The sequence below is a fragment of the Natronomonas marina genome (assembly GCF_024298905.1).
Lineage (GTDB): Archaea > Halobacteriota > Halobacteria > Halobacteriales > Haloarculaceae > Natronomonas > Natronomonas marina.
In genome coordinates this window covers 3,556,315-3,582,739 of sequence record NZ_CP101154.1, presented here as the reverse complement: position 1 = coordinate 3,582,739, position 26,425 = coordinate 3,556,315, and the positions used below count along the sequence as shown (strand labels likewise).

The 26,425-nt window shown below is 68.5% G+C and carries 22 protein-coding genes and 1 tRNA gene; 17 read left to right on the top strand and 6 right to left on the bottom strand.

Annotated elements, in window-relative coordinates:
* Positions 1-54: 54 nt before the first annotated feature.
* On the bottom strand, positions 55-615 hold the full coding sequence (locus NLF94_RS18685) for a double zinc ribbon domain-containing protein (protein WP_254839149.1): 561 nt from the start codon (positions 613-615) through the stop codon (positions 55-57).
* A 140-nt stretch (positions 616-755) separates the two neighbouring features.
* Between NLF94_RS18685 and NLF94_RS18680 the strand changes: the two genes are divergently transcribed.
* Positions 756-829 (top strand) — tRNA-Tyr (locus NLF94_RS18680).
* Positions 830-1,150: 321 nt separating this feature from the next.
* Here NLF94_RS18680 and NLF94_RS18675 read toward each other — a convergent pair.
* Complete coding sequence (locus NLF94_RS18675; RefSeq protein WP_254839148.1) at positions 1,151-2,191, bottom strand: HNH endonuclease; 1,041 nt, start codon at positions 2,189-2,191, stop codon at positions 1,151-1,153.
* Positions 2,192-2,391: 200 nt separating this feature from the next.
* Between NLF94_RS18675 and NLF94_RS18670 the strand changes: the two genes are divergently transcribed.
* The 6 genes from NLF94_RS18670 to NLF94_RS18645 all read left to right on the top strand — a co-directional run bounded on the left by NLF94_RS18670 (position 2,392) and on the right by NLF94_RS18645 (position 9,918).
* Positions 2,392-2,538 carry a hypothetical protein gene (locus NLF94_RS18670; RefSeq protein ID WP_254839147.1) on the top strand — a complete coding sequence of 49 codons (147 nt, stop codon included), beginning with the start codon at positions 2,392-2,394 and terminating at the stop codon, positions 2,536-2,538.
* Between the two features lie 67 nt (positions 2,539-2,605).
* A complete protein-coding gene (locus NLF94_RS18665; protein ID WP_254839146.1) occupies positions 2,606-3,889 on the top strand; it encodes a glycosyltransferase family 87 protein in 1,284 nt (427 codons plus the stop codon).
* 98 nt (positions 3,890-3,987) lie between these two features.
* On the top strand, positions 3,988-6,300 hold the full coding sequence (locus NLF94_RS18660; RefSeq protein WP_254839145.1) for a GAF domain-containing protein: 2,313 nt from the start codon (positions 3,988-3,990) through the stop codon (positions 6,298-6,300).
* Positions 6,301-6,374: 74 nt separating this feature from the next.
* Complete coding sequence (locus NLF94_RS18655; RefSeq protein WP_254839144.1) at positions 6,375-8,150, top strand: sensor histidine kinase; 1,776 nt, start codon at positions 6,375-6,377, stop codon at positions 8,148-8,150.
* A 64-nt stretch (positions 8,151-8,214) separates the two neighbouring features.
* Positions 8,215-9,048 carry a deoxyribonuclease IV gene (locus NLF94_RS18650; protein WP_254839143.1) on the top strand — a complete coding sequence of 278 codons (834 nt, stop codon included), beginning with the start codon at positions 8,215-8,217 and terminating at the stop codon, positions 9,046-9,048.
* 90 nt (positions 9,049-9,138) lie between these two features.
* Positions 9,139-9,918, top strand: a complete 780-nt coding sequence (locus NLF94_RS18645) for a class I SAM-dependent methyltransferase (RefSeq protein ID WP_254839142.1) — start codon at positions 9,139-9,141, stop codon at positions 9,916-9,918.
* A gap of 181 nt (positions 9,919-10,099) precedes the next feature.
* Here the strand turns inward: NLF94_RS18645 and NLF94_RS18640 are convergent, their stop codons facing one another.
* Positions 10,100-10,693, bottom strand: a complete 594-nt coding sequence (locus tag NLF94_RS18640) for an LURP-one-related family protein (protein ID WP_254839141.1) — start codon at positions 10,691-10,693, stop codon at positions 10,100-10,102.
* A gap of 318 nt (positions 10,694-11,011) precedes the next feature.
* Positions 11,012-12,193 (bottom strand): lactate 2-monooxygenase, encoded by a 1,182-nt coding sequence (locus NLF94_RS18635; protein ID WP_254839140.1) that lies wholly within the window; start codon positions 12,191-12,193, stop codon positions 11,012-11,014.
* A 151-nt stretch (positions 12,194-12,344) separates the two neighbouring features.
* Between NLF94_RS18635 and acs (NLF94_RS18630) the strand changes: the two genes are divergently transcribed.
* The 8 genes from acs (NLF94_RS18630) to NLF94_RS18595 all read left to right on the top strand — a co-directional run bounded on the left by acs (NLF94_RS18630) (position 12,345) and on the right by NLF94_RS18595 (position 23,227).
* Positions 12,345-14,333: an acetate--CoA ligase gene (acs, locus tag NLF94_RS18630; RefSeq protein ID WP_254839139.1), complete on the top strand. Its 1,989-nt coding sequence runs from the start codon at positions 12,345-12,347 to the stop codon at positions 14,331-14,333.
* Between the two features lie 152 nt (positions 14,334-14,485).
* Complete coding sequence (locus NLF94_RS18625) at positions 14,486-17,011, top strand: bacterio-opsin activator domain-containing protein (RefSeq protein WP_254839138.1); 2,526 nt, start codon at positions 14,486-14,488, stop codon at positions 17,009-17,011.
* Positions 17,012-17,219: 208 nt separating this feature from the next.
* On the top strand, positions 17,220-19,190 hold the full coding sequence (gene acs, locus NLF94_RS18620) for an acetate--CoA ligase (RefSeq protein WP_254839137.1): 1,971 nt from the start codon (positions 17,220-17,222) through the stop codon (positions 19,188-19,190).
* A 76-nt stretch (positions 19,191-19,266) separates the two neighbouring features.
* The gene (locus tag NLF94_RS18615) at positions 19,267-19,734 is read left to right on the top strand and encodes a DUF4212 domain-containing protein (RefSeq protein WP_254839136.1); all 468 of its coding nucleotides are present in this window, start codon (positions 19,267-19,269) and stop codon (positions 19,732-19,734) included.
* Positions 19,735-19,799: 65 nt separating this feature from the next.
* Positions 19,800-21,404 carry a sodium:solute symporter family transporter gene (locus tag NLF94_RS18610; RefSeq protein WP_254841453.1) on the top strand — a complete coding sequence of 535 codons (1,605 nt, stop codon included), beginning with the start codon at positions 19,800-19,802 and terminating at the stop codon, positions 21,402-21,404.
* A gap of 3 nt (positions 21,405-21,407) precedes the next feature.
* Positions 21,408-21,866, top strand: a complete 459-nt coding sequence (locus NLF94_RS18605) for a universal stress protein (RefSeq protein ID WP_254839135.1) — start codon at positions 21,408-21,410, stop codon at positions 21,864-21,866.
* A gap of 164 nt (positions 21,867-22,030) precedes the next feature.
* Positions 22,031-22,735 carry a ferritin-like domain-containing protein gene (locus NLF94_RS18600; protein ID WP_254839134.1) on the top strand — a complete coding sequence of 235 codons (705 nt, stop codon included), beginning with the start codon at positions 22,031-22,033 and terminating at the stop codon, positions 22,733-22,735.
* Positions 22,736-22,846: 111 nt separating this feature from the next.
* Positions 22,847-23,227, top strand: coding sequence for a DUF5518 domain-containing protein (locus NLF94_RS18595; protein WP_254839133.1), 381 nt, complete (start codon positions 22,847-22,849; stop codon positions 23,225-23,227).
* A gap of 144 nt (positions 23,228-23,371) precedes the next feature.
* Here NLF94_RS18595 and NLF94_RS18590 read toward each other — a convergent pair whose 3' ends face one another.
* Positions 23,372-24,037, bottom strand: a complete 666-nt coding sequence (locus NLF94_RS18590) for a cob(I)yrinic acid a,c-diamide adenosyltransferase (RefSeq protein ID WP_254839132.1) — start codon at positions 24,035-24,037, stop codon at positions 23,372-23,374.
* A gap of 167 nt (positions 24,038-24,204) precedes the next feature.
* On the opposite strand from NLF94_RS18590, the gene NLF94_RS18585 reads away from it, so the two are divergent.
* Positions 24,205-25,149 carry a beta propeller repeat protein gene (locus tag NLF94_RS18585; protein ID WP_254839131.1) on the top strand — a complete coding sequence of 315 codons (945 nt, stop codon included), beginning with the start codon at positions 24,205-24,207 and terminating at the stop codon, positions 25,147-25,149.
* A 121-nt stretch (positions 25,150-25,270) separates the two neighbouring features.
* Here the strand turns inward: NLF94_RS18585 and NLF94_RS18580 are convergent, their stop codons facing one another.
* Positions 25,271-25,429 (bottom strand): hypothetical protein, encoded by a 159-nt coding sequence (locus tag NLF94_RS18580; protein ID WP_254839130.1) that lies wholly within the window; start codon positions 25,427-25,429, stop codon positions 25,271-25,273.
* A gap of 238 nt (positions 25,430-25,667) precedes the next feature.
* Here NLF94_RS18580 and NLF94_RS18575 point away from each other — a divergent pair, with 238 nt between their 5' ends.
* Positions 25,668-26,414 (top strand): class I SAM-dependent methyltransferase, encoded by a 747-nt coding sequence (locus NLF94_RS18575; protein ID WP_254839129.1) that lies wholly within the window; start codon positions 25,668-25,670, stop codon positions 26,412-26,414.
* The last annotated feature ends 11 nt before the right edge of the window (positions 26,415-26,425 follow it).

The window sequence follows — 26,425 nt, the reverse complement described above, 5'->3', positions numbered from 1 at the left end:
AAGACAAATTCGTAGTATCGTCGTTTACCGACCCGTATAGCGTATTTTCGGCGTTTACGAGTCGCTCAACACGTCGGCTGCAGGGGTCCGACGGCCACAACTCGGGCAGAATCCCCAGTCAGAGCGGAGTTCGTCCCCGCACTCGCAGAACACTCTGTGGGACGCTTTCTCGCCGCAATTGGAGCAGTAAACGGCAGACGGCGGCAGGTCCTCGCCGCACTGTTTACACGTATCGGCCGTCGCGTCGGACGCGTTTTCGCGCTCCCCCTCCTCTGTCTTACGCTCGCCCCCCGTCTCGTGTGACACGCTGTCGGAATCGCCATCCAGCGTGATGTTTACGTTCACGTCCTGGGGTTCTCGACGCGTAAACGACCCCTCCAGTCGCTCGGCGACGATGGCGTCGACGCGCTCGGCGATGATGTCGTCGAGCGACTCCTCGGCGGTCGACGGCCCCGTCCCGGCGCTTACAGAGCGCTCACCCGCGTTTACGGGCGTTTCCTCGTTCCCGTCGAGGTACGCCCGGAGGGCCTGGCGCATGACCTCGCTCTTGGAGGCGTCGAACTCCTCCAGTTGGCGAACGAGGTCGTCGTCCGCCCGGAACGTTATCTTGCTCATTACTCGTCCGACGATTGTGTGTGACAGTATTTCAATCTTCCCGCGTTGTCTGACGGACGTCCGTCGGCGCGTGAGTCGCTGACACGAGTCCGACGGAGGTCAAAACCGTTAAGTCCGACAGTCGTCTCGTTCCGAGTGGACCGCCCTTAGCTCAGACTGGTAGAGCAGTCGACTGTAGATCGACTTGTCCCCCGTTCAAATCGGGGAGGGCGGACTACGTTTTCAGTCGAACTGTGGCAGAACCAGCTTCTGCTGTTCCTCGCCGTTAGCGGCGCTGAAAGAGCTGTTTTCGATTTCGTCGGACGGGCCTCGAAACTGGAACAGAACTGGAGTCATGTCGCCGCCCTCTGCCGTCTCGCGGTTTTCGTAGTTGGTCAGGGGTAGTCTGTGTGACGTGCTGGCCGCACCACGTCGCCTACGAGTACCGTTCGTGTCACGAGACCGTCTCGACTCCGCTGATCTCGATCGAAACGAGTTCCGAGCGTATGTTCCCTTCTCCCGTTCTCGACCGCTACTGTGCCCACCTCTGCGCCGCTCACTCCCCGGCGACCACGTCGTTGTGGTACGCGAGGTACTGGGCGCCGGGTTCGTGGTCGTCGGCCGTCAGGAGCGTCCGACCGGTGACCGACCCGTCGTACTCGTGTCCGACGGTCAGCGTCCGCGGGTCGACGGTCACCGTCCCGTGCTCGAAGTCGGCGTGGTGGTTCGGACAGACCACGACGGCGTTTTCAGGGTCGGCCGGCCCGTCGTGGGGTGCGGCCAGCGGCATGAGGAAGTGAATCTCCGAGTAGCCCCCGTCGTCCCCGCGCCGTCGCCGCTCGCCACAGACCATGCAGGTGTCGTCGTACCGGGCGCGAAGGTCGCTCTCGAGGGATTCCGGTGTGTCCTCGTCCGTTTCGTCGTCGGTTTCGATATCCCGAGAGCCGGACGCGTCAGCGGCCGGAGACTGTCGGACGCCCCCGCCCTCGGGTGACTCGCCCGCCGACCGCCCTCTCTCGGAGCCGGCACTGTCGAACGGGCCCGATCGCCCCGACCGATCCGCGTCCGCGCCGGGCGGCGTGAGGTCGTCGGTCGTGGCGACCAGCCGCCGGCCCTTCCGCGTCAGCTCGTTGACGCCGTCCTCGCGGGAGAGGTACCCGAGCGCGCACAGCCACGAGCCGTACCGTCCGGCCTCCGCGGGCTCGATTTCGGCCGCCAGCGTGGCCGACAACAGGTCGGCTATCTCGACGTCGGTGAGCGGCCGGACCGCGAGCCCCTCGAGTGCCGTCTCGAAGCCGTCCACCGAGTCCGACAGCGCCTCGTAGAGGACGGTCTCGTCGTGTGTGTCGAGGTATTCGCGGCCGACCTCACCTGGCGAACAGCCGTCGCCGGCACAGTCGAGGACGCCGACGGTCTCGAGGAATGCGAGTCGCTGCTCCGCGCTCTCGTCGTCGGCCGCCCCGGCGGACAGTTCCGCCAGCAGCGCGCCGCGGTCGACCGCTTCCTCGCTCGCGTCCCGGAGCAAATCCCGCAGGGCCGCCGGCCAGCCTGCGGGGTCACCTGCCAGCGTCTCGACGGTCGTGGGTCCGTCGCTCATCGTCGGCAGGTGGGCGGGCGGACACAGGAAAGTTCGGGTTCACAGCTACCCACGGACGTGTACAGCCCCGCCGCTGGCCCCCGATTGAAACGTCTCGGTTCCTTATATGTCGAGGGTCCAAAGCGGGAGTGAGGTCGGACGTAGCGGCGCCGGGACACGGCCGGGGAGCCGTGTCGGCACGTTCGAGACTCGTTCGATCCATGTCCATACTCACGCGCGTCAGACGGCTGTTCGTCGCCTCGCCCGAGATGCGGGAGTGCCGCCGGTGCGGGACCACGCTCGGGCCCGACAGCGACGTCTGCGACAACTGCGGCGCCGAGGACGTCGCCAGCTACCGGATCGAGTGACCGTGCCCGCACGACGCGGCGGGCGTCGTTCGAAAGACGTATGCCGGTCGTTCGTTCAACGCTACCCATGTCCGCCCTCCGGCAGCTGTGGTCCCTCCGGCGGCGCCGTCCGTGGTTCGTCGCCGCCTCGTTTGCGGTACTCGCGTTCCTCCTCGCGTACCCGGCCCTCCACTGGTGGCTCCAGTCGACGGGTATCGCCGGGGAGTTCCGGTACTTCGATCTGGGTGCCTACCGGCAGGCGGTCAACAACTGGCAGGCCGGCGACCCGCTGTACGTGCAAAACGACAACGGCGGCTACCACGGGAGCTACCTCTACCCGCCCGTGTTCGTGCTACTGTTCGTCCCCTTCACCGACTTCCCGTTCGCCGACATCACGTTCTACCAGGCCGGCGCGCTGTTGAACGTCGTCTCCGTCGGCCTGCTTTGGGTCGGCCTGCAGGCCGCAATCGCGGGGTACGGTCTCTCGCTCGCGTGGTACGAGCGCGCTCTGCTCCTGTGGGCCATCGGGGGATTCGCCCCCGTCATCGTCTCGATGCAGTTGGCGCAGGTGTCTGTCTTTCTGGCCGCACTCCTGGCGTTCGCGCTGGCTGGTCTCCTGTACGACGAGCGCGACGGGACCGGTCGGCTCGCGGCCTACGCCAGCGGCTTTGCGACGGCTGTGGCGGGTACGTTGAAGCTCATCTACGCGCCCGCGGGCGCCCATCTCCTGCAGGACCGCCGGCGGTTCGTCGGCGCGGTCGCAACCGGCCTCGCGCTCGCCGTCCTGTCGGTCGCGGTGTTCGGCGTCGAGACCCACCTGCGCTACTACGACGTGCTGACCTGGGGGAAGGGGTGGGGCGACTCGCGGGCGCCCTACCCGCCCGGGCTGTGGCTGCCGCCGTACTACCGGCCGTTCTACTACCTGGGTTCGACAGCCGGAATGGTGATCCGGGTCGGTCTGGCCGCCGTCATCTCCGCGCTCGCGCTGCTGTCGGTCGACGAGGGCGTCGAGAGCGAAACGTTCGCGCTCGGCGTCGCCGCCATCCCGCTGGTCGCCCCCCGCGCGTACACGCAGGACCTCGCGGTGTTCCTCCCCGTCGTCGTCGCACTCTTGGCGACCGAACTCCGGCGAGAGGACGGCCACCCCATCGTCCCCGTCGTCGGCCTGTGGCTGGCCGCCGTCCACGCCTACGGCCTCTACGCCATCGTCAACCTCCTCGGCGACTGGTTCCCGCCGTCGGCCACGCCGACGCTGAAACCCATCGCGGGCCTGCTCCAGCCGGGGCTGTGGGCGGCACTCCTCCTCGTCGGCCTCGCGATGTACCGCGTCGGCGATGCCGCCACCCTGCCGGAACGGCTCTCCGGCCGCTGACGCCCGACGCCGGGCCGGGCCCGCTCGCTGGGAGTGAGGCGTAAAGAGCGTCGAAACCATGCGCAGAATTAAATCCGAGCCCACCGCTACGTTCGGACGTGACACAGGGGACGAGGGTGTTGTACGTGCGGGGAGACGACTCCCGCAGCCAGCCGGCACGCCGTCTCGAACGGCGGGGCTTCGACCTTCGGGCGGTCGAGGACGCGGCGACCGCACTCGACGACCTCGGGTGGCCGGACTGTGTCGTCTCCGAGTACGACCTACCGGACGCCGACGGGATCGAACTCCTCCGGGCGGCCCGCGAGCGTGCGCCCGACCTCCCGTTCGTCCTCTTTACCGATCGGGGCAGCGAGGCGGTCGCAAGCGAGGCCATCGCCGCCGGCGTCACCGACTACCTTCCGAGGACGGGCGGGGAGTCGGCCGAACGTCTGGCCGACCGAATCGAGCGTTCCGCGACCGGGACGGACCGTCGAGCGGACGGTCGGTTCCGTCGGCTCCACGATGCGACCCGGGAGTTGATGGCCGAAACCGATCCGGAACGGATCGCCGAACTGACGACCGTGGCCGCCAGGGAGATCGTCGACGCGTCGGACGCCGCCGTCTATCTCGACGACGACGGCCTCGAGCTGGTCGCCGCGACCGGACCGCACGAGGGACGTACCGAGAAGCCGCCGGCGGCCGTCGAACGGACCCACCGGACCGGCGACGCGAGCCCCGGGAATGCCGGACGGGCCGGCGGCACCGACGGCGAGACGTACCTCCCGTTGGGCGACCACGGGGTGTTCGCGGTCGCGGCCTCGGGGACGGACGCCCTCGCTCCCGCCGAAATCCGGCTTGCGACCATCCTTGCGGCCAACGCCGAGGCCGCCCTCGATCGGGCGGAAAACGAAACGGCCCTGCGGCGGGAACGGGACGACCTCGCAGCCCTGTTCGAGAACATCCCCGATCCGGCGGTCGAGACGACGATGCAGGACGGCGAACCGATCGTCGAGCGTGTCAACACCGCCTTCGAGGAGGTGTTCGGCTACGACGGCGAACGGCTCCGCGGCGAGAACGTCGACGGTTACATCGTCCCGGAGGGCCAGGAGACGGAGGCCGAAGGCTACAACGAACGGGTCGAGACCGGCGAGGGCTTCTACGGTGAGGTTCGTCGCCGCACGACCGACGGCCTCCGTGATTTCATCCTGCACGTCGTCGCCCACGACGTCGGCGGTACGGAGACCCGCGGTTACGCCATCTACACGGACATCACCGAACAGAAGCAGCACCAGCGGGAGCTGGAACGGCAGAACCGCCGTATCGAGGCGCTCCACGACGTGACCAAACGGATGAAGGCCGCACCCGACCGGACGACGATCTACGACATCGTCATCGACGCCGCCGAGGAGATTCTGGCGTTCGACCTCTCGCTCATCGACGAGATAGAGGACGGCGTCCTCGTGCCCCAGGCGATCAGTTCCGGGGTCTCGCTGTCGGACTACTACGAGGAGACGCCGATCGACCGCGAGAACAACCTCGCCGCCGAGACCGCCCGGACCGGCGAGACGCGCGTCGTCGACGACCTCCGTGCCAGTCGGTACGCGCCGGCGAACTTCGAGTACCGGTCGGCGCTCAGCGTTCCGCTCGGCGACTACGGCGTCCTCCAGGCGGTCGCCACCGAGGAGGCGGCCTTCTCGACCGACGACTGCCGGCTCGCGGAGCTACTGGCCGAACACGCCGTCGTCGCAATCGATCGCCAGAAGCGCGAGCGCGAACTCGAAGAGCGGGCCGAGGAACTCGCCCGGCAGAACGAGCGCCTCGACAGGTTCGCAAGCGTCGTCAGTCACGACCTCCGGAACCCGCTGTCGGTCGCGCGCGGGCGACTCGACCTCGCGCGGGCGACCGGCGACGAGGACCACTACCGGGCCGTCGAGCGCGCCCACGAGCGAATGGACGAACTGGTCAACGGCCTGCTGACGCTGGCTCGGCGGGGCGAACTCAAGAGCGACCCGACGCCGGTCGAACTGCGAAGCGCCGCCGAACAGGCGTGGCGCACCGTCGAGACCGGCGACCTCGAGTTGGCCATCGAGGACGCCCCGACCGTCCGAGCGGACCCCGAGCGGCTCCGGCAACTGCTCGAGAACCTCTTTACCAACACCGCCGAACACGGCGACGCGGCGACGACCGTCACCGTCGGCGGGCTCGATGACGGCTTCTACGTCGCCGACGACGGCGTCGGCATTCCCGAGACCGAGCGCGAGGCCATCCTGAAATCGGGACACTCCGGCACCGACGAGGGAACCGGGCTGGGGCTGGCCATCGTCGAGACCATCGCCGAGGCCCACGACTGGACGGTGTCGGTCGTCGAGAGCGCCGACGGCGGCGCGCGCTTCGAGTTCCGCGAGGACGCCGGCGGGACGGCCGACGAGTGATCGTCGGCGGGGCGTTCAACGCGCCCGGATTTCGGGTGAACAGTTATTTATTGGACGGTAATAGACCGGGTACTGTGGCCACGCTCTCCTGGCTCCCGGTCGACCCCGTCTTCCTCGCCTACGTCCTCGCGTTCGGGGTTGCCAGCGCGGTCTGTCTCCTCGGCATCCCCCGCGCACGTCGGATCGACCACGCCGACACCCGGCGCGGTCTCGTCGCACTCCTGATTGCCAGCGGTGCCTGGGCGAGCGCCCACGTCGGCTTCCTGCTCGCGCCGACGCCGGGGCTCAAACTCGCCTTCCACTACGCCGGGCTGATAATCGGCTTCGGGACCGTCGGCCCGTGGCTGTACTTCTGTTCGGCCTACACCGGCCGGCGGCTCCACCGCTCGAGGACCCTCCGCCGGCTCGCGGGTGGCGTCTTTCTCGCCGTCGTGGCGGTGAAGCTCGCCAATCCGGTCCACGGGCTCTACTTCCGGACGGCGTTCGTCGAGACGCCGTTTCCCCACCTCACGGTCACCAACGGGCCGCTCCACTGGCTCGTGATGGGGCTTGCGTACGCGCTGTCGGCCGTCGGCTACTTCATGCTCGTCGAACTGTTCTGGCAGGTCGGCCACGAGACGCGGCCGCTCGTCGCACTGGTCGGGCTGACGGGCCTGCCGGTCGTCCTCGATTTCGCGGGCGCGACGAGTCCCCTGCTTCTGGACTTCACCTACGAGCCGCTGGGTGTGGCCGCTTTCTCGGTCGGCGTCCTCTTCGTGTATCTCGACGACTTCCAGACGATCCGGGTGGCAGGCGAGCGGGACGACCCCGTCATCGTGCTGGACGACGACGACCAGGTCCGGGACTACAACGCCGAGGCCTCGGAGCTGTTCCCGGGACTGACGGTCGACGAGCGCGTCGACGCGGTCGTCCCGGAACTGGCCGACCACCTCGACGCAGAGGAGGCGGTCGTCGACATCCAGCGGGTCGGCGGCATGCGGTACTACCAGCTCTCGACGAACCCCTTCTCCACTTCGGGGACCCGGACCGGCCGGCAGATCACGCTGACGGACATCACCGAACGCGAGCAGTACCGGACGGAGCTGGAACGGCAGAACGAGCGCCTCGAGCGGTTCGCAAGCGTCGTCAGCCACGACCTCCGGAACCCGCTCAGCGTCGCCAAGGGACGGGTCGACCTCGCGCTGGAGAGCCACGACGACGAGGACCTCGAGGCCGCCAAGTCGGCGCTGGAACGGATGGAGACGCTCGTCGAGGACCTGCTGACGCTCGCCCGCGAGGGCCAGCCCATCTCCCGGACGGACTACGTGTCCCTCGCGTCGGTCGTCGACCGAACCCGGGAGGTCGTCGACACGGGGGCGGCGACCGTCCGGGTCGAGGACAACCTCGAGTTCGAGGCCGATCCCGACCGACTCCAGCAGTTGCTGGAGAACCTGTTTCGGAACAGCGTGGAGCACGGCTCCACGAGCAGTCGGCCGTCGGCCGACGACGCCGGAAGCGAGGACGCTTCCGAGCCGTCGGTCGCTGACGCTCCCGACGACGCCGTCGAACACGGTTCGGCGGACGGGGAACGTACGGTCACCGTCCGCGTCGGTGCCCTCGACTCCGGCGAGGGGTTCTACGTCGAAGACGACGGCCCCGGCATCCCCGCCGAGGCACGCGACGACGTGTTCTCCTTCGGCTACTCGACCGAGGAGGACGGAACCGGCTTCGGTCTCGCCATCGTCAAGGAGATAGCCGAGGCCCACGGCTGGCGGGTGTCGGTCGTCGAGAGCGCCGACGGCGGCGCGCGCTTCGAGGTCACGGGTGTCGAGACGGCCCGTCGGGCGGAGGCGACCGACGGGTCGGGGTAGCCGGCGCCCCGGACCCGACGACTGATTCCGAAGCCCCTATCGTCCGGCCCGCCCGAGCGTTCGTATGCTCGACATCGGCGCACACACCTCCATCGCCGGCGGCGTCCACAACGCCGTCGAGGAACAACTCGAATACGACGGCACCTGCGGGCAGATATTCACCCACTCGCCGCAGGTGTGGCAGGACCCGAACGTCGGCGACGAGGAGGCCGAGCGCTTCCGCGAGATTTCGGTCGAGCACGATGTCGGCCCGTGGGTCGTCCACTCGTCGTACCTCGTGAACCTCTGTACCCCGAAGGACGACCTCCGGGAGAAGTCCATCGACTCGATGCAGAAGGAACTCGACGCCGCCGCGAAACTGTCGATACCCTACGTCAACGTCCACCTGGGCGCCCACACGGGCGCGGGCGTCGAGGGTGGCCTGGACAACGCCGCCTCCGCGCTGGAGGTGCTGGACGTCCCCGACGGCGTGACCGTCCTCGTCGAGTCCGACGCCGGCGGCGGCACCAAACTCGGCAGCACCTTCGAGGAACTCGCCGGCGTTCTGGAGCGGTGCTCGCTGAACCTGGACGTCTGTCTCGACACCGCCCACATGTTCGCCGCCGGCTACGACCTCTCGACGCCGGCGGGCGTCGACGAGACCTTCGCCGAGTTCGACGAGGTGGTCGGTCTCGAACACCTCGAGTGCGTCCACCTCAACGACTCCAAACACGACTGCGGCACGAACAAGGACGAACACGCCCACGTCGGCGAGGGGAAGATCGGCGACGAGGGAATGCGGGCGTTCGTCAACCACGACGCCGTCGAGGGCGTGCCCTTCGTCCTGGAGACTCCCACCGAGGACGGCAAGTCCTACGCCTGGAACGTCGAGCGCGTCCGGGAACTGTACGAGGAGTAGCGCGGGGCGACCCTCCGGTCCGCGAGGAGTAGTGCGGGGCGACCCGCCCGGTCCGGTTGGCTTTTGCCGCTCGCCGTCTTCGCTCCGCCAATGCGACGCTTCTCGGCGGACTACCTGCGGGAGACCCGCCGCGGCATGTGGGACGACGGCCGCGAGGCGCTGGCGGCGCTGGACCTCGATTCGTGCGAGCGGGTGCTGGACGTCGGGTGCGGCGAGGGGGCGCTGACCCGCGTCCTCCGCGAGGAGTGCCCCGGCGAGGTGATCGGCTGCGACCGCGACGCGGCGTTGCTGGCCGAACTCGACGGACCGACGATTCGCGGCGACGCCCACTGCCTGCCCGTCCGTGACGACGCCGTCGACCTCGTGGTCTGTCAGGCGCTGCTCATCAACCTCCCGACCCCCCGGCGGGCTGTCCGGGAGTTCTCTCGGGTGGCGAGCGCGCGGGTCGCCTGCATCGAACCGGACAACGCCGCCGTCTCGGTTCGGTCGACGGTCGACGCCGAGCGCGCGCTGGCGGCCCGCGCCCGAGAGCGGTACATCCAGGGGGTCGACACCGATGTCGGCCTCGGCGAGGGCGCTGCGGACCTCCTGCGGGCGGAGGGCCTCTCGAACGTCACGACCGAGCGGTACGACCAGACGCTCGTCGTCGAACCGCCCTACAGCGAGGCCGACGTCCGGGCGGTCGGCCGGAAGGCCAGCGCCGACGGCCTGCGCGACCGCCGGGAGACGATGGCCGGCACCGAGGAGGAACTGGACGCGCTCCGCAGCGAGTGGCGCGAGATGGGCCGGGAGGCGGTCCGGCAGTTGCAGGCCGAGGAGTACCGGCGGGAGGAGACCGTTCCCTTCTACGTGACCGTCGGCGAGGTGTGACGGTGCATGTAGGGTTGGAATTTAGCGTGGCCGACTACGAATTGTACGAATACTACGAGAGTCGCGTGTGAATACAGAGGGTGTATGCAGCAATCAAATCGATATCGATTCACTGGGCGTGTGGCATAACCGAGGAAAGTCGGGAGAGTAAGTCGAACGTCCGAGGGTACGTCGATCTCAGTCAGTTTTCCTGAATTGCATCGATAACGACTGTTCCCGCCACGATCGGGTCGATTGGCACCGAACTGCTATCGCTAATCGTGATTTCGTACTGGTCAAACACGCCGAAGCCGCTCTCGATGGTCCCAACAGCAGTGCCTTCCGCATCAGTTATCTCGAACTTGTGTCCGATCCACTGGCCCACTGGCAGAATCTTTCGACCCACAGTGAAGAGTGCGCCATGTGAGTTGATCTCGGCGAGAAGCAACTCGTCTTCAGCGTCGCGGATTCGCCAGGTATCTTGGAAGAGCGAAAAGTCGTTGTCCAGAACGACGAGTTCTTTTCCAGTCTGGCTATCGGTGAGCAGATAGTCGCCGGCGATATCCCAATTACCGCTGGCTTCGACAGTAAATAATTCAGTTCCGTCGGTGTCGAGGAAGGGGAAGGTATCGTTCCCCTCGTACATCTGGTGGGTGCAGCGGAAGATCGTGTTACCAGTGACATCCCTGGCTTCATACTCAGGTTGGAAGTTCTCGTCCGTTCCCGTCTGTTCGACGGTATACTGACTGCCAGAGAGATTGAGGGCAGTGGTCTCGTATTGTTGTGGTTCTCCCATCGTTCGGGGTGTTTTGCTAGTGACATACTTAAAGCCGGGACAAGGTTTCAATGTGAGAAATGGACAGATCTAAAGAACTGAATGGGCCAACTCCTGAAAATCATCTTGAATAAAGGTGCGCTTCAGAGCGATTACTCTCACCGACCCCAGAGGCCTACGGATACGTGACCGATTCGCGCCCTGTATACAGCAGGCCCACGATTACCTCTAACGAAATTGACGGAGTATCCTGCCCTCGACAAGCACGCTCCATCCGACAGTCGAGTCACGCCGACAGGACTGACCCCGACGGTCCGCGAGCAGTTCTACGACCGCGTCTCAGGGCGGCAGTTCCGACTCGTGTCGCAGCGAGTCGCGGTCCAGGTCCCTCGCGGCGTCGCGGCCGGCCAGCCCCATCGTGAGGTCGAAGTTCGCAACGAGGTTCTCGAGGACGTGGTGGACGCCGTCGCGGCCGCCCAGTGCCAGCCCGTAGACGAACGGCCGGCCGACGAGGCAGGCGTCGGCGCCGAGCGACAGCGCCTTGTAGATGTCCGACCCGCGGCGGATACCGGAGTCGAAGGTGATGGTCGCCTCGTCGCCCACCTCCTCGACGATCTCGGGCAGCGCCTCCAGGGCGGTGATGGAGCCGTCGACCTGCCGGCCGCCGTGGGTGGAGACGCCGACGCCGTCGGCGCCGTGCTCGACCGCGAGGCGGGCGTCCTCGGGGTGGAGGACGCCCTTGATGAGCACGGGGAGGTCGGTGTGCTCGAAGACGAACTCCAGGTCGTCCCACGTCAAAGAGGAGTCGCCGAAGATGTCGAGGAAGTGGTCGACGGCGGCCTGGGGGTCCTCCTCGGGCGGGGCCTCGAGCTGGCTGCGGAACTCGGGGTCCGAGAAGTAGTTGGCGACGCCGTGGCCCTCGAGAAAGGGGTAGTAGCCACGGTCGATGAGCCGCTCGCGCCACCCCAGCGTCGGCGCGTCGACGGTGACGACGATGGCGTCGTAGCCCGCGTCCTCGGCGCGGTCGAGGAACGAGCGGGCGATGGCCTCGTCGCTGGACCAGTAGAACTGGAACCACTTGGGGGTGTCACCCAGCGCCTCCGCGACGTCCTCCATCGAGTTGGAGGACAGCGAGGAGAGGATGAAGGGGACGTTCAGGTCGTCGCAGGCCGCCGCCGTGGCGAGTTCTCCTTCCTCGTGAACCATGCCCTGGACGCCCAAGGGCGTCACCATCACGGGGTAGTCGATCTCCTGGCCCAGCACCGTCGTCGTCAGGTCGCGCTCGGCGACGCCCTGCAGCATCCGGGGGACGATGCGCCACTCGGAGAAGTCCTGCTCGACCCGGAACGTCTCCTCGGCGCCCGCCCCGCCGTGGATGTACGCGCGGGCCTCCTCGCTCATCGCCTCGTGGGCCCGCTCGCGCAACTCCTCGTAGCTGACGGGGAATTCGGGGGTCTCGCCCTCGAACATCCCCTCGCGGTACACGCGATTGAGCTTCCGGTTGCCGAACTGCTCGGTCATGGTCGACCCGTCGTCGTGGGAGGGTATAGGGTTGGGGGAGTCGGTCGACGTGACGGTCCCGTTCCAGTCCCAGGGGTCGAGGTCGGGCCGCAAACGGGATCGGCCGCCGACGGAGGAACGCTTATCCCGGTGACAGCCCGATGAACGGGCGATGGACGACGGGGTCGACGTCGAACTGGAGGCGTGGCTCGAGAGCCGCGAACGGTTCGAGCCGCCGGGGGAGTTCGTCGAGCAGGCCAACGTCACCGACCCCTCGATCTACGAGGCGTTCGAGGAGAATTGGCCGGCCTGCTGGGAGCGCGCCGCCGACCTGCTGGACTGGGAGACCGACTACGAGGCGGTGCTCGACGACTCGGGGGCGCCGCGGTACCGCTGGTTCGTCGACGGGCGGCTCAACGCCGCCCACAACTGCATCGACCGCCACGTCGAGGCCGGACGCAAGAACCACGCGGCCATCCGGTGGGAGGGCAAGCGCGGCGAGACCGAGACCTACACCTACGGGGACCTGAAGCGGGAGACCGAGGCGTTCGGGGCCGCGCTGCGCGAGCTGGGCGTCGGCGAGGACGACGTCGTGACGCTGTACCTGCCGATGATTCCGGAGTTGCCCATCGCCATGCTCGCGTGTGCCCGCATCGGCGCGCCGCACTCGGTGGTGTTCGCCGGCTTCTCGCCCGATGCGCTTGCGACCCGGATGGACAGCGCCGACTCGCAATTTCTCGTCACCTGCGACGGCTACTACCGCCGCGGGGACGCCCTCAACCACAAGGGCAAGGCCGACCGCGCGGTCAGGCGGGTCGACCACGACGTCGAGACGGTGGTCGTCGACCGCCTCGGTGGGGGCCTGCCGCACTCGCTGGGTGACCGCCAGCACGACTACGACGCCCTCGTCACGGCCCACCGGTCGGAGACGGTCGAACCGGTCGCCCGCGACAGCGAGGACGACCTCTTCGTGATGTACACCTCGGGGACGACGGGCGAACCGAAGGCCGTCCGTCACACTACCGGGGGGTACCTCGCCCACGTCGCCTGGACCACACACGCCGTGCTGGACGTCAAGCCGGAGGACACCTACTGGTGTTCGGCCGACATCGGCTGGATCACCGGCCACTCCTACATCGTCTACGGGCCGCTCGCGCTCGGTGCGACGACCATCATCTACGAGGGGACGCCGGACTACCCCGAGAAGGACCGCATCTGGGAACTGGTCGAGCGCTACGGCGTCGACGTCTTCTACACGGCGCCGACCGCGGTCCGGGCGTTCATGAAGTGGGGTTCCGACCATCCCGAGTCCCACGACCTCTCGAGCCTGCGGCTGCTGGGGACGGTCGGGGAGCCGATCAACCCGAAGGCCTGGAAGTGGTACTACGAACACATCGGCGGCGGGTCCTGCCCGGTGGTCGACACCTGGTGGCAGGCCGAAACCGGCGGGATGATGATAACGACGCTGCCCGGTATCGGGACGATGAAGCCGGGGGCAGCGGGGCCGCCGCTGCCCGGCATCGACGCCCGCGTCGTCGACGCCGACGGCCAGGAGGTCGCTCCCGGCGAGGCTGGTTATCTCGTCGTCGAGAAGCCCTGGCCCGGCATGTTGCGCGGGCTGGCGGGTGACGACGAGCGGTTCGTCTCCGAGTACTGGGAGGACTACTCCGATCCCGAACTCGACGAGTGGGCCTACTTCGCGGGCGACGGCGCGAAGGTCGACGACGACGGCTACGTCACGCTACTGGGACGGGTCGACGACGTCATCGACGTCGCCGGGCACCGCCTGGGGACGATGGAACTGGAGTCGGCCATCGTCGGCGTCGAGGGCGTCGCCGAGGCCGCTGCGGTCGAGGCCGGCGGCGACCTGCTGGCGTACGTCAGCACCGAGCGGGAGCAGGCGGCCGACGCCGTCCTCCGGGCGACGGTCACGGAGGCCGTCGAGGCGGCCATCGGCGAGGTGGCCGTCCCCGACCACGTCGTGTTCACTCCCGAACTCCCGAAGACCCGCTCGGGGAAGATCATGCGCCGGCTGCTCGAGGACATCGCCACCGGCGAGGAACTGGGCGACATCAGTGCGCTGCGAAACCCCGAAATCGTGGGCGAACTCCGGGCGCGACTGGCCGGCGAGACGCGGTCGTACCTCGAGTCCGACGGCTGATTTCGCACCGAGTACCGAATCCGAAACGCTGCCCCGGGCGCGTCGACGGCGAAATCGGCAGTTTCCTCCCCGCTTCTCCCGCGAGGCGGCGGCCCGCTCGGGCTCGATTCCCCCGAAAGACCCAAGGTTTCGGAATACGTTACGTTCTCGAAATGGGCGGGGTACTCGACCGCGAGGCGTACGACCGGCTCCTGGCGGCCGCGACCACCGCCCGCGAACGGCTCGTGGTCCGGCTGGTCGCCGAGGCCGGCATCGCTCCCGCCGAACAGGTCCGCGTCCGGCCGGGCGACGTCGGCCGGCGGCGCTTCGACGGCGAGGTCCACCACTTCCTGTCGGTCCGAGACGGCGACGGCGAGCGCCGCCGCCGGGCCTACCTCCCCGAGGGACTCGCCCGCGAAATCGACGAGTACGCCGCGACGGCGGGGGCCGACCCCGACGCCCGGCTCGTGGACGTGACGCCGCGACGGGTCCAGATGCTCGTCGCCGAGGTCGCCGACCGGGCCGCCGCCGCGACCGGCGACGACAGTCTGGCGGGCGTCGCCAGCGACGACCTCCGGCGGTACTTCGCCCGCCGGCTGCTCGTCGAAGAGGACGTCGATCCCCGAGCAGTCCGCGCCGTCGGCGGCTGGGATCGACTTGGGGCGCTCGATTCCTACGTCGAGCCGCTCGAGGAACGGGAGATAGCGGCCGCCTTCGCCGACTCGAACGGGCGTGTCACGGCGGGGGGCGGGTCGTCCTTCGAGGACGCGACGGGCGCCGCGGTCGTCGAACTCGACGCCGACGGCCGCATCCTGGGCTGTGAGGGGGCCGTCGAGGCGCTGACGGGCAACGAGCCGGGAACGCTCGCCGGGACGCCCTTCGGCAGCCTGTTCACCGACGAGGCCCGCGAGCGCGCCCGCCCGAAGGAACTGCTCGCCGACGCCGGCCGCGACGACCTCACCGTCGAGGACTGCTGGTTCCGCCGGACGGACGGCGACCGGGTCCGGCTGTCGACGCTCGTCTGTGCCCGCCGCGATAGCGGCCGTCTCGAGGGGTTCGTCGCCGTCGTCAGCCGGGCGGAAGCCGGCGAGGGCCTGGCTGCCGGCGCCTTCCAGCGGGCCGTCGACGCTGCCGGCCAGCCCGTCTGTCTCGCCGACGCGACCGGCGAACTCCGCTACGCCAACGCCGCCTTCGAGGAGCTGACCGGCTACACCCAGGGGGAGGCGGTCGGCCGGCGCGCCGGCGACCTCCTCAGCTCCGACGAGGACGCCGACGCCTTCTACGAGGAGTTGCGCGAGACGGCGCTGGACGGCGAGGCCTGGACCGGCCAGCTGACAACGCGCCGCAAGAGCGGCGAGCGGGTCCACGTCCGACAGACAGTCGCGCCCGTCCACGACGAGGACGGCGACGTCGAGTTCTTCGTCGCCGTCAGCGCCGACGTCACCGAACGGGTCCGACGCGAGCGCGCCCTCGCGCGAAGGTGCGAGACGCTGGAGGGGCTGGAGGCGCTGGTCGCCGACATCAACGCCGCCGGCCGGGAACTCATCGAGGGGTCGACCCGCGAGGAGATCGAGGCGGCCGTCTGTGCGTCGCTGGCCGACAGCGACGCCTACGTCTCGGCGTGGGTCGGCGGCACCGACCCGGGCGACTCCCGCGTGCAGCCCCGCGAGTGGGGGATCGATCCCGCCGACGAAAGCGCTGATCCCGTCGACGTCGAGGGGTCGGCCCTGGAGACGGCCCTGGAGACGGAGACGCCGCGCGTCACGGGCGGCGAGTTCGACGAGGCCGTCGTCGGTCCGCTCGACCGAAGCACCGTCTCGGCGGCGCGGGCCGCCGGCGTCGTCCCGCTCGCCTACGGGGAGACCACCTACGGCGTCCTCGTGGTGTTCACCGACCGGGACGCGGCGTTCGGCGACCGCGAGCGGACCCTGCTCGCCGACCTGGGCGCCCGCCTCGGCCACGCCGTGACGGCCATCGAGCGCCGGAACCTCCTGCTTGCCGACACCGTCGTCGAACTGGAGTTCGGCTGTACCGACGACGGCGCCTTCCTCGTTTCGGCCACCCGCGAGCACGACTGCTCGTGTACGCTGGAGGCCGTCGTGCCCGTCGGCGAGACGACGCTCCTGTTCTACGTGACCCTCTCGGGGGCGCGGCCGGACCCGTTTCTGGACACCGCCGTCGCGGCCGACGGCGTCGCCGACGCCCGTTACATCCGGGAGTACGACGACCACTCGCTGCTGGAGTTCACCGTCGAGGGCGCCTCGCCCGCGCTGACGCTGACCGAGCTCGGCGCGACCATCCGGGCGGCGGTCGTCGACTCCGGCGAGGCGACGCTGCGGGCCGAAATCGCCCAGGAGACCGACGTCCGAAGCGTCGTCGAGGGCGTGCAGGCCTCCTTTCCCGACACCGACCTCCGCGCAAAGCAGGCCGTCGACCAGCCCGTCGAGACGGTCGCGGAGTTCCAGGACTCGCTGGCCGCCCGCCTCACCGACAAACAGCGGGCGGCGCTGCGGGCGGCGTACTTCGCCGGCTACTTCGACTGGCCCCGCGGGTCGACCGCCGAGGAGGTCGCCGACTCGATGGGCGTCTCCTCGCCGACGCTGCACAACCACCTCCGGAAGGCCGAGCGGAAGCTGCTGTCGTCGTTCTTCGAGCACACCCGTGACCACATCGGTGCCGACACGCCCCGGCCGGGCTAAACAGTTCGAACCGGGGGGCCGACGGCGTCGAGCGCGGCGTTCCGACCGCTCGGAAGCGTCGCGTCGCGGCGTCGGTTCCGGGGCGTGTCGGTGCCGCTCGACTCGAAACGAGCGGGTACCCCCGGCCCGAACGGGGTCGGTTCCACACGGTCGTTTGGCATGCTTAGATTCCCCGCTTATTAGGTGGGACGACAGTTCAACGAATGGAATGTCCGAGGAGGAAACACAACTGGAGGCTCGACTCGCCGAGCAGGAGACGTTCGAGCCTCCCACGGAGTTCGTCGAACAGGCCAACGTCTCGGACCCCTCGATCTACGAGGAGTTCGAAGAGAACTGGCCGGAGTGCTGGGAGCGCGCCGCCGACCTGCTGGACTGGGAGACCGACTACGACGAGGTACTCGTCGACGACGACGAGCCGTTCTACGAGTGGTTCACCGGTGGCGAATTGAACGCCTCGGCGAACTGCCTCGACAGACACCTCGACGAGCGCGGCGACGAACTCGCCATCCAGTGGGAGGGCGAGCTGGGCGAGACACGGGAGTACACCTACGAACAGCTCCACCGCGAGGTAAACGAGTTCGCGGCCGCGCTGCGCGAGCAGGGCGTCGAGGAGGACGACGTCGTGACGATGTACATGCCGATGATCCCCGAGTTGCCAATCGCCATGCTGGCGTGTGCCCGCATCGGCGCGCCGCACTCGGTGGTGTTCGCCGGCTTCTCGGCCGACGCGCTGGCGACCCGGATGAACTCCGCGGACTCGGAGTTCCTCGTCACCTGCGACGGCTACTACCGCCGCGGGGACGCCCTGGACCACATCTCGAAGGCCAACGAGGGGCTGGCGGGCGTCGAACACGGGACGACCACGGTGGTCGTCGACCGCCTCGGTGACGAACTGGACCACGAACTGGGTGCCGACCAACTCGACTACGACGACCTCGTCGCCGACCAGGAGGGCGCCACCGTCGAGCCGGTCACCCGCGACGCCGAGGACATGCTGTTCCTCATGTACACCTCGGGGACGACTGGCAAGCCCAAGGGCGTCAAGCACACCACCGGCGGCTACCTCTCGTACGTGTCCTGGACCTCCCACGCGGTGCTGGACGTCAAGCCCGAGGACACCTACTGGTGTGCCGCCGACATCGGCTGGATCACCGGCCACTCCTACATCGTCTACGGGCCGCTCGCGCTCGGGACGACCTCGGTGATGTACGAGGGCACGCCGGACTACCCCGAGAAGGACCGCCTGTGGGACATCGTCGAGACCTACGGCGTCAACCAGCTGTACACCGCGCCGACGGCCATCCGGGCGTTCATGAAGTGGGGCAGCGAGTACCCCGACCGGCACGACCTCTCGAGCCTGCGGCTGCTGGGGACGGTCGGGGAGCCGATCAACCCGAAGGCCTGGAAGTGGTACTACAAGCACATCGGCGACGAGTCCTGCCCGGTGGTCGACACCTGGTGGCAGACCGAGACCGGCGGGATGATGATAACGACGCTGCCGGGTATCGGGACGATGAAGCCCGGATCGGCGGGCCCGCCGCTGCCCGGCATCGACGCCCGCGTCGTCGACGCCGACGGCCAGGAGGTCGCCGCCGGCGAGGCCGGCTACGTCACCGTCAACAACCCCTGGCCCGGAATGCTCCGGACGCTGTACCGCAACGACGAGCGGTTCGTCTCCGAGTACTGGGAGGACTACTCCGATCCCGAACTCGACGAGTGGGTGTACTTCCCCGAGGACGGCGCGAAGATCGACGAGGACGGCTACATCACCATCCTCGGACGTGTCGACGACGTGATCAACGTCTCCGGGCACCGCCTGGGGACGATGGAGATCGAGTCGGCCGTCGTCGGCGTCGAGGGCGTCGCCGAGGCCGCCGCGGTCGGCGGCGACCACGAGATGAAGGGCGAGGCCGTCTACGCCTACGTCATCCTCGAGGACGGCTACGAGGAGGGCGAGGAGATGCGCGACCGGATCATCGAGGGCGTCGAGGACGCCATCGGTCCCATCGCCCGCCCGGAGAAGGTGATATTCACGCCGGAACTGCCGAAGACCCGCTCGGGGAAGATCATGCGCCGGCTGCTCGAGGACATCGCCAACGGCGACGAACTGGGTAACACCAGCACGCTCCGGAACCCTGACGTCGTCGAGGACATCGAGGCGAAGGTGCGAGGGGACTGACCGCGCACCGCTCTTTCGAACGATAGGCCACCACCGCACGAGACGACACCGATCGACCCACGAGTGAGACACATCTATGACAGACACGGACACGCACGATTCACGCGAACAGCCCGATCCGTCCGGGACCGACGAGCGCGTCGAGACGGACGGCGGGGCGGTCTCGACGGCCGCACAGGATCACGAACGGACCGACTACCTGGACTCGGAGGTGAACCTCCTGAGCCCCTCGACGCCGTTCATGCGGGACCACCTGAAGATCGTCTGGGGGACGTTCGTCGCCTGGGTGCTCGTCGTCTGGGGCCCGGTGACGGCGACCTACCTCGCCCCCGAGACGATGACGACGACGATGCCCGTCGTCGGGTTCCCGCTGCACTACTTTTTGGTCGCGGTCGGCGCGCCGACCGGGTCGCTGGTGCTGGCGGCCGTCTACGCGCGCTCCAGGGATAGACTCGACGAGAAGTACGGCATCGAGCCCGCCTCGGTCGAAAGCGAGGAAGCGACCGGCGAGGCCGCCGCCGCCGACGGGGGTGTCGAGCAGTGATCCCCCTGCAGGCCGAGGCGCTGAACATCTCGTTCAAGCTCGTTCCCGCCATCCTCGTCTTCCTGATGATGGCGTCGTTCCTCGTCATCGGCTACGTGTTCAAGGTGGCCGACACCGAGGGGATGTGGGTCGCTGGCCGCGGCATCGGCAACATCGAGAACGGGATGGCCATCGGCGCCAACTGGATGTCGGCGGCGTCGTACCTCGGACTGGCGGGGCTCGTCGCCCTGTCGGGCTTCTACGGGCTGGCGTTCATCGTCGGCTGGACGACCGGGTACTTCATCCTGCTCATCTTCCTGGCCGCCCAGATGCGCCGGTTCGGGAAGTACACCGCGCCGGACTTCGTCGGCGACCGGTTCAACTCCTCTGCGGCCCGCGCGCTGGCCGCGTTCACGACGCTTCTCATCGCGTACGTCTACTCGGTCGGGCAGGCCCGCGGCATGGGGCTCGTCGGCCAGTACGTCTTCGGACTGGACATCGTCCCGATGATCGTCGTGATGATGACCATCACCGTCGGCTACCTCGCGCTGTCGGGGATGCTGGGCGCGACGAAGAACATGGCCGTCCAGTACGTCATCCTCATCGTGGCGTTCCTCGCGGGCGTCTACGTCGTCGGCTTCACGCAGGGGTACTCGACGATACTGCCGCAGATCGAGTACGGTGCGCTCATCAACGACCTCGGGCGGGAGTTCTCCGAACCGTTCGTGAACGCGGGCTACTACGTCTGGGTCGCCACGGCCTTCTCGCTCGTCGTCGGTACCTGCGGGCTGCCGCACGTCCTCGTTCGGTTCTACACGGTCGAAAACGAGCGGACCGCCCGCTGGTCGACCGTCTCGGGGCTGTTCTTCATCTGTCTGCTGTACTGGGCCGCTCCCGCGATGGCGGCCTTCGGCGTCGACCTCTTCGCGCAGGTCAACGGCATCGGCCCCGACGCGGTGTTCAGCGGTCAGCAGGCGATGTCCGGCGCGGAGGGTGACGTCATCGTCGTGCTGGCCGCACAGTTCGCCGACCTGCCGCCGTGGTTCGTCGGACTGGTCGCTGCCGGCGGGATGGCCGCCGCCATCGCCACCACGGCGGGGCTGTTCATCACGGCCTCGTCGGCGGTCGCCCACGACATATACACGGAACTCGTCAACCCCGACGCGACCCAGCGCCAGCAGGTGCTCATCGGCCGTGCGACAATCGTCGGCATGGGCGCGCTGGTGACCGTCACCGCGTTCAACCCGCCGGCGCTCATCGGCGAACTCGTCGCCTACGCCTTCTCGCTGGCCGGGACCGTGCTGTTCCCGATGTTCTTCCTCGGCCTGTGGTGGGAGAACACGAACCGCCAGGGCGCACTGGCCGGCATGATCGTCGGCCTGCTCCTGTGGATCGCCTCGGTCGTCAACAGCGTCCTGCCGGCCTACATCGGCTTCCTCGCCGACATCGCCGGCGGCAGCGGGCAGGCGCTGGTGCCGATATACGCCCAGTACGTCCCGCCCATCGGTGCGGCGCTGGTCGGGACGCCGCTGGTCTTCCTCGTCACTATCGCCGTCTCGCTTGCGACGCCGGAGCCGCCGATGGAGACCAAGCACCTGGTGCGGCAGTGCCACAGTCCCGAGCCGATGGGACAGCAACAGACCGCCGAAGACGTCGTGACAGACGGGGGCGAGACCCCCGCCGACGACTGACCAATGTACGAAAAGATACTCGTTCCGACCGACGGGAGTGACGTCGCCGAAACCGCCGTCGAGCACGCGCTCGACCTCGCCGAGAAGTACGACGCGGAGGTGCATGCCCTCTACGTCGTCGACATCGACTCGATGAGCCTGACGCTCGGCGGCGAACAGCTAGACCGCATCGAGGCGGGACGCTTCGACGAGATGGAGGAGGTCCGCGAGGCGGCCGACCGGGCGACCGGCTACGTCGCAGACCGCGCCCGCGAGCGCGGCCTCGAGGTGGTCGAACACGTCTCCTCGGGGCGCCCCCACGAGAAGGTCGCAAGCTACGCGGAGAACAACGACATCGACCTCGTGGTGATGGGCTCGCACGGCCGCTCGGGCGTCAAGCGCGCCCTGCTGGGCAGCGTCACCGAGCGGACGCTCCGGGAGACGCACGTCCCGGTGCTGGTCGTCGACGTCCGCGGCGACTGACCGGCGGTTTCCCCTTCTAGACTGTTCGGTCCCAAGGCGCCGCTCGTCGGGTTAGTACGACCGTCGAATACGGCGCAATTTGGGTCGCGGTCCGGACGGAATCCGGCGAAGCCTCTTTGAGGGTCGTCCGAACCATCGGGCGTGCCCCGGAGGCACGGCAACCCATGACCGACGGAATCGACGGAACGGCGATTGCGGACCGTATCGTGGCGGCAGCCCGTGGCGAACTCGGGACGGACACCCGGCGCGGCGTCCTCAGGAAGTCCGCGGGGGCCGGCGCCGGACTGCTCGCGCTCGGCGCCGGCGCCGGCGGCGCGGCCGCCCAGGACGACTCCTTCGAGGACGACATCGCGGTGCTCAACTACGCGCTGACGCTCGAGCACCTCGAGGACGTCTTCTATCGGCGCGGAACCGAGGAGTTCAGCAAGGAAGACTTCCGGGAGGCCGCCTACGACGACGAGCAGGACCTGGAGCAGTACCCCTGGGACATGGAGCAGGCCTACGACCGGATGGTCACCATCGGCGAGCACGAGGCGACCCACACCGAGACGCTGACGAGCGTCATCAACGACCTCGGCGGTGATCCCGCCGGGGAACTGGAGTACGACTTCGGCTTCGAGACCGTCGCGGACTTCATCGGCATCGCGATGGTGCTGGAGAACACCGGCGTCTCCGCCTACGACGGCGCGATCAAGTTCATCGAGAGCGCCGAACTCACCCAGGCGGGCGCGACCATCGCCACCGTCGAGGCCAGACACGCGTCCTACCTCAACGACCTCAACAACGAGGACCCGTTCCCGGAGGCCTTCGACACGACCAGAAGCAGGTCCGAGGTCCTCGACGCGGCCGGCGGTTTCATCGAGTCGTAACGGTCCGCACCGGTGGACCCACACGCTTCGTCCCCTCTCCGGTGCCGTCCTGGGGCCCGCCCGGTCGGTGTCGGGGATGCTTTTATTCGCTGCCCCCGTCCAGCCGGATGTATGGCCGAAGGAGATACCCTCCTCAACGCGTTGATCGGCGGCGTCGTCTCGATAGTCCTCTCGTTCGTTCCCTTCTCGCCGGTGCTCGGCGGAGCCGTGGCCGGCTACCTCCAGGGCGGCGAGCGGGGCGGGGGGGCCCGCGTCGGCGCCTACGCGGGCGTCGTCGCCGCGATTCCCATCGCCCTGTTTCTCTTCGTCGCGGTCGCTCTCTTCGGGTTCATCGCGGTCAGCCCCGGTGGTGGCGGTGGTGGCGGTGCGGGCGTGTTCCTCGTCGTCGTCCTGGTCGTGATCGTCCTGTCGGCCCTCTACACCGTCGCGTTCAGCGCGCTCGGCGGCTGGCTCGGCAACTACGTCAAGTACGAGACGGACCTCTTCGAGTAGGCGTCCGAAAGGGAGCACAAAGGGGAAGGAGCGTGCGCCCACCCATCCTCCGGGCGTCACTCCGGCGGGGTCCGTAATGGGCTTTGTGCTCGCGTCGGTCGCGCGTCAGACGGCCGTCTGCTGGCGGTTTTTCGAGTCGACCGCTCAGTACTCGGTTCCCTTCCGCGCCCGCTGGCCGGCGTCGATCGGGTGTTTCTCCTTGCGGACGTTCGTCACCAGGTCGGCGTGTTCGACGAGGTAGTCGGGGCGCTCGTGGCTCCCCGACAGCACGAGTTCGAGGCCCTCGGGGGCGTCCTCAACGAGGGCGACGACGTCGTCGGGGTCGACCAGCCCCCGGTCGGCGGCGTACAGCACCTCGTCGAGGACGAGCATGTGCATCCCCTCGTCGGGGTCCGAATCGAGTGCGAACGGCGTCGTGAGGTCGGCGGCGTCGGCGGCCGCCACCAGGTCGCGGGCCCGTTCGAGCCCCGCCCGCGCCTCGGCGGCGTGGTCGCGCTCGTCGGTCCCGTCGTTCATCGCGTGCCAGCCGTAGTGGCCCAGGTTCTCGCAGGTCAGCCCCGGCATCGCCGCCACGGCGTTGTACTCCCCGCGGACGTCCTCGACGCTGTCGGCACCGCCTTTCATGAACTGCAGGACGTGGACCCGGAAACCGTGGCCCGCCGCCCGGAACGCCATCCCCAGCGTCGCCGTCGTCTTGCCCTTGCCGTCGCCCCACCAGACCTGCGTGAGGCCGAACGCCTCGGGTGCGGCCGGGACGATGTCGCGGGCCGCCGGCGTCCGGCCGCCGCCCGGCGTCTCTTTGTCGGTCATGCGGGTACGTAGGGAGCGGCCATCAAAATCCCTGCGGCGGGCCGCCGACCGGGAGGTTGTACCCATCCCTCCAGAGGGAACGGTATCCCACAGCAGTACTAATTACTTATTTCTATTCTAGAAAGAATACGAGGATTTAATACCGTGACTCGGAACATCAAAACGAAATGTTCCGAAAATTCTGGACGCGACGGACAGTACTGAAGACCATCGGCGCGGTCGGCGCCGCCGCGGCCGCGCCGGCCGTCTCCGCGATGCCGGCGGAGTGGACCGTCGAGGAGACGCCGACGGACGGCGACCTCCACGACGTGGCCTACACGTCGGAGGGCGCCTACGCGGTCGGCAACAACGGCGTCGTCCTCGAGCGCACCCAGGAGGGCTGGCGGAAGGTGACCGACGGCGGCGTCACCGGCGACGGCCGGGACCTCTACGGCGCCGACGTCACCGACGACGGCGACCGCCTGTGGTTCGTCGGCGCCTCCGGCGCCGTCGGCGAGTACAACGTCAGGACGGGCAACATCAACGACCACGGCTCCCCGCAGGACAACACCAACAACTTCCTCGACGTCGCCGTCACCGGCCAGGCCGGCGAGGCCAACGTCTACGTCGCCGACGGCTCCGGCATCGTCTCCTACAGTTTCGAGAACGGCGAGAGCGGCGAGTGGAACTCCGTGGGGGTCGGCCAGGGCTACGCGCTCGCGGGCATCGACTTCTACGACGTCACGTCCGGCCACGTCATCAACACGAACGGCAACGTCTTCGCCACCATCGACGGGACCTCCTTCGACAAGATCGGCATCGCCGACTCGAACGGTAGCTTCTACGGCGTCGACAGCGACGGCCCGCAGGACGTCTGGGTGGCCGCCAGCGGCGGCGTCGTCTACCGCTACGACGGCGCGTGGACGAAGACGGTCCTCGGGGACCCGACGCTGCGGGACATCGACGTCGCCGACGGAACCGGCTACGCCGTCGGCGAGAGCGGGCACGTCTTCGAGTACGCCGGCGGCGCCTGGACCGAGGAGACCACCGAGACGGGCCAGAACCTCCGGGCCGTCGACCAGGGCGACCCCAACGTCTCCGTCGGCGACTCCAGCACCGTCATCACGGACTGACGCCGCCGCGACGTCGCTTCTTTTCGGTATCGCGCGCTCACGACGGTCCACGTCCCGTGGACGGCATCCTATCGAGAGCCGCTTCCCGGGAGCGAGCGGCGGCGACCGCCCGGAGGGCCGATCACCGGGGACGCGGGCCGTCGGCCGCGCCGTCGGGACGGCCGTCGTCGACGCCGACGAACCTGTCGTAGAGCGCCAGGGCCTTCACCCCGACGTAGAACAGCGCGAGGAAACAGAGGACGAGGACGTTCGGGTCGGCCAGCGTTTCGGCCCCTAGCATCCCCGATCACCCTTCCCTTCGAGCGGTTCCTCCCGTAGTCGTCGCCGGCGTCGAGTGCGTGCCATCGACGGTCACCCGCCCGAGCCTCGCTCTCGCGGCGACAAGAGGGCTGCTATGAGGCGTACGGGCAGCCACGTAGCTCTCGGGAGCAGTACGTACCCGTTCGGCGTCGGACCTCCGTGCCAACAGTTGTCAACCGTCCGCCGCGTTCATGCCGTCGGTGGCCGAACCGCCGGACATGCCCGACGCACCGTGGCACGGGGACCCGTCCTTCTGGGAGACGCTCGAGGGGCTGATGTTCCCGCCGGAGAAGCTCGAGGCGGCCGACGAGGAACTCGACGCGCTGTGTGCGCTGGCCGGCGTCGAGGCGCCGTGTCGCGTTCTCGACGTGCCCTGCGGGGTCGGCCGCTACGCCGTCGAACTCGCCGACCGCGGCTTCGACGTGACCGGCGTCGACGCGACGGCGGCGTACCTCGACACCGCACGCCAGCGGGCCGACGAGGCCGGCGTCGACGCCGAGTTCGTCGAGGCCGACATGCGCGAGTTCGTCCGGCCGGACACCTTCGACCTCGTTGTCAACGCCTTCACCTCCTTCGGCTACTTCGAGGACCGCGACGACGACCGACGGACCGCGCGGAACTTCTACGAGTCGCTGCGCCCCGGTGGGCGGCTCGTGATGTCGCTGACGAGCAAGGAGGTGCTCGCCGGGAAGTTCCGCGAGCGCACCTGGTCCGAGCGCGACGGCACGTACCTGCTGGAGGAACACGAGGTGCGGGACGACTGGAGCTGGATCGAGAACCGCTGGGTCGTCGTCGACGACGGCGACGTCCGCGAGTTCGAGGTCTCACACCGCCTCTACTCGGCGCGGGAACTGTCCGAACTCCTCCGGGACGTGGGGTTCGACGAGGTCGAGGTCTACGGCGACCGGGAGGGCGCCGAGTACGACCAGAACGCCGAGCACCTGGTGGTCGTCGCCCGGAAGTGACCGGCCGACGC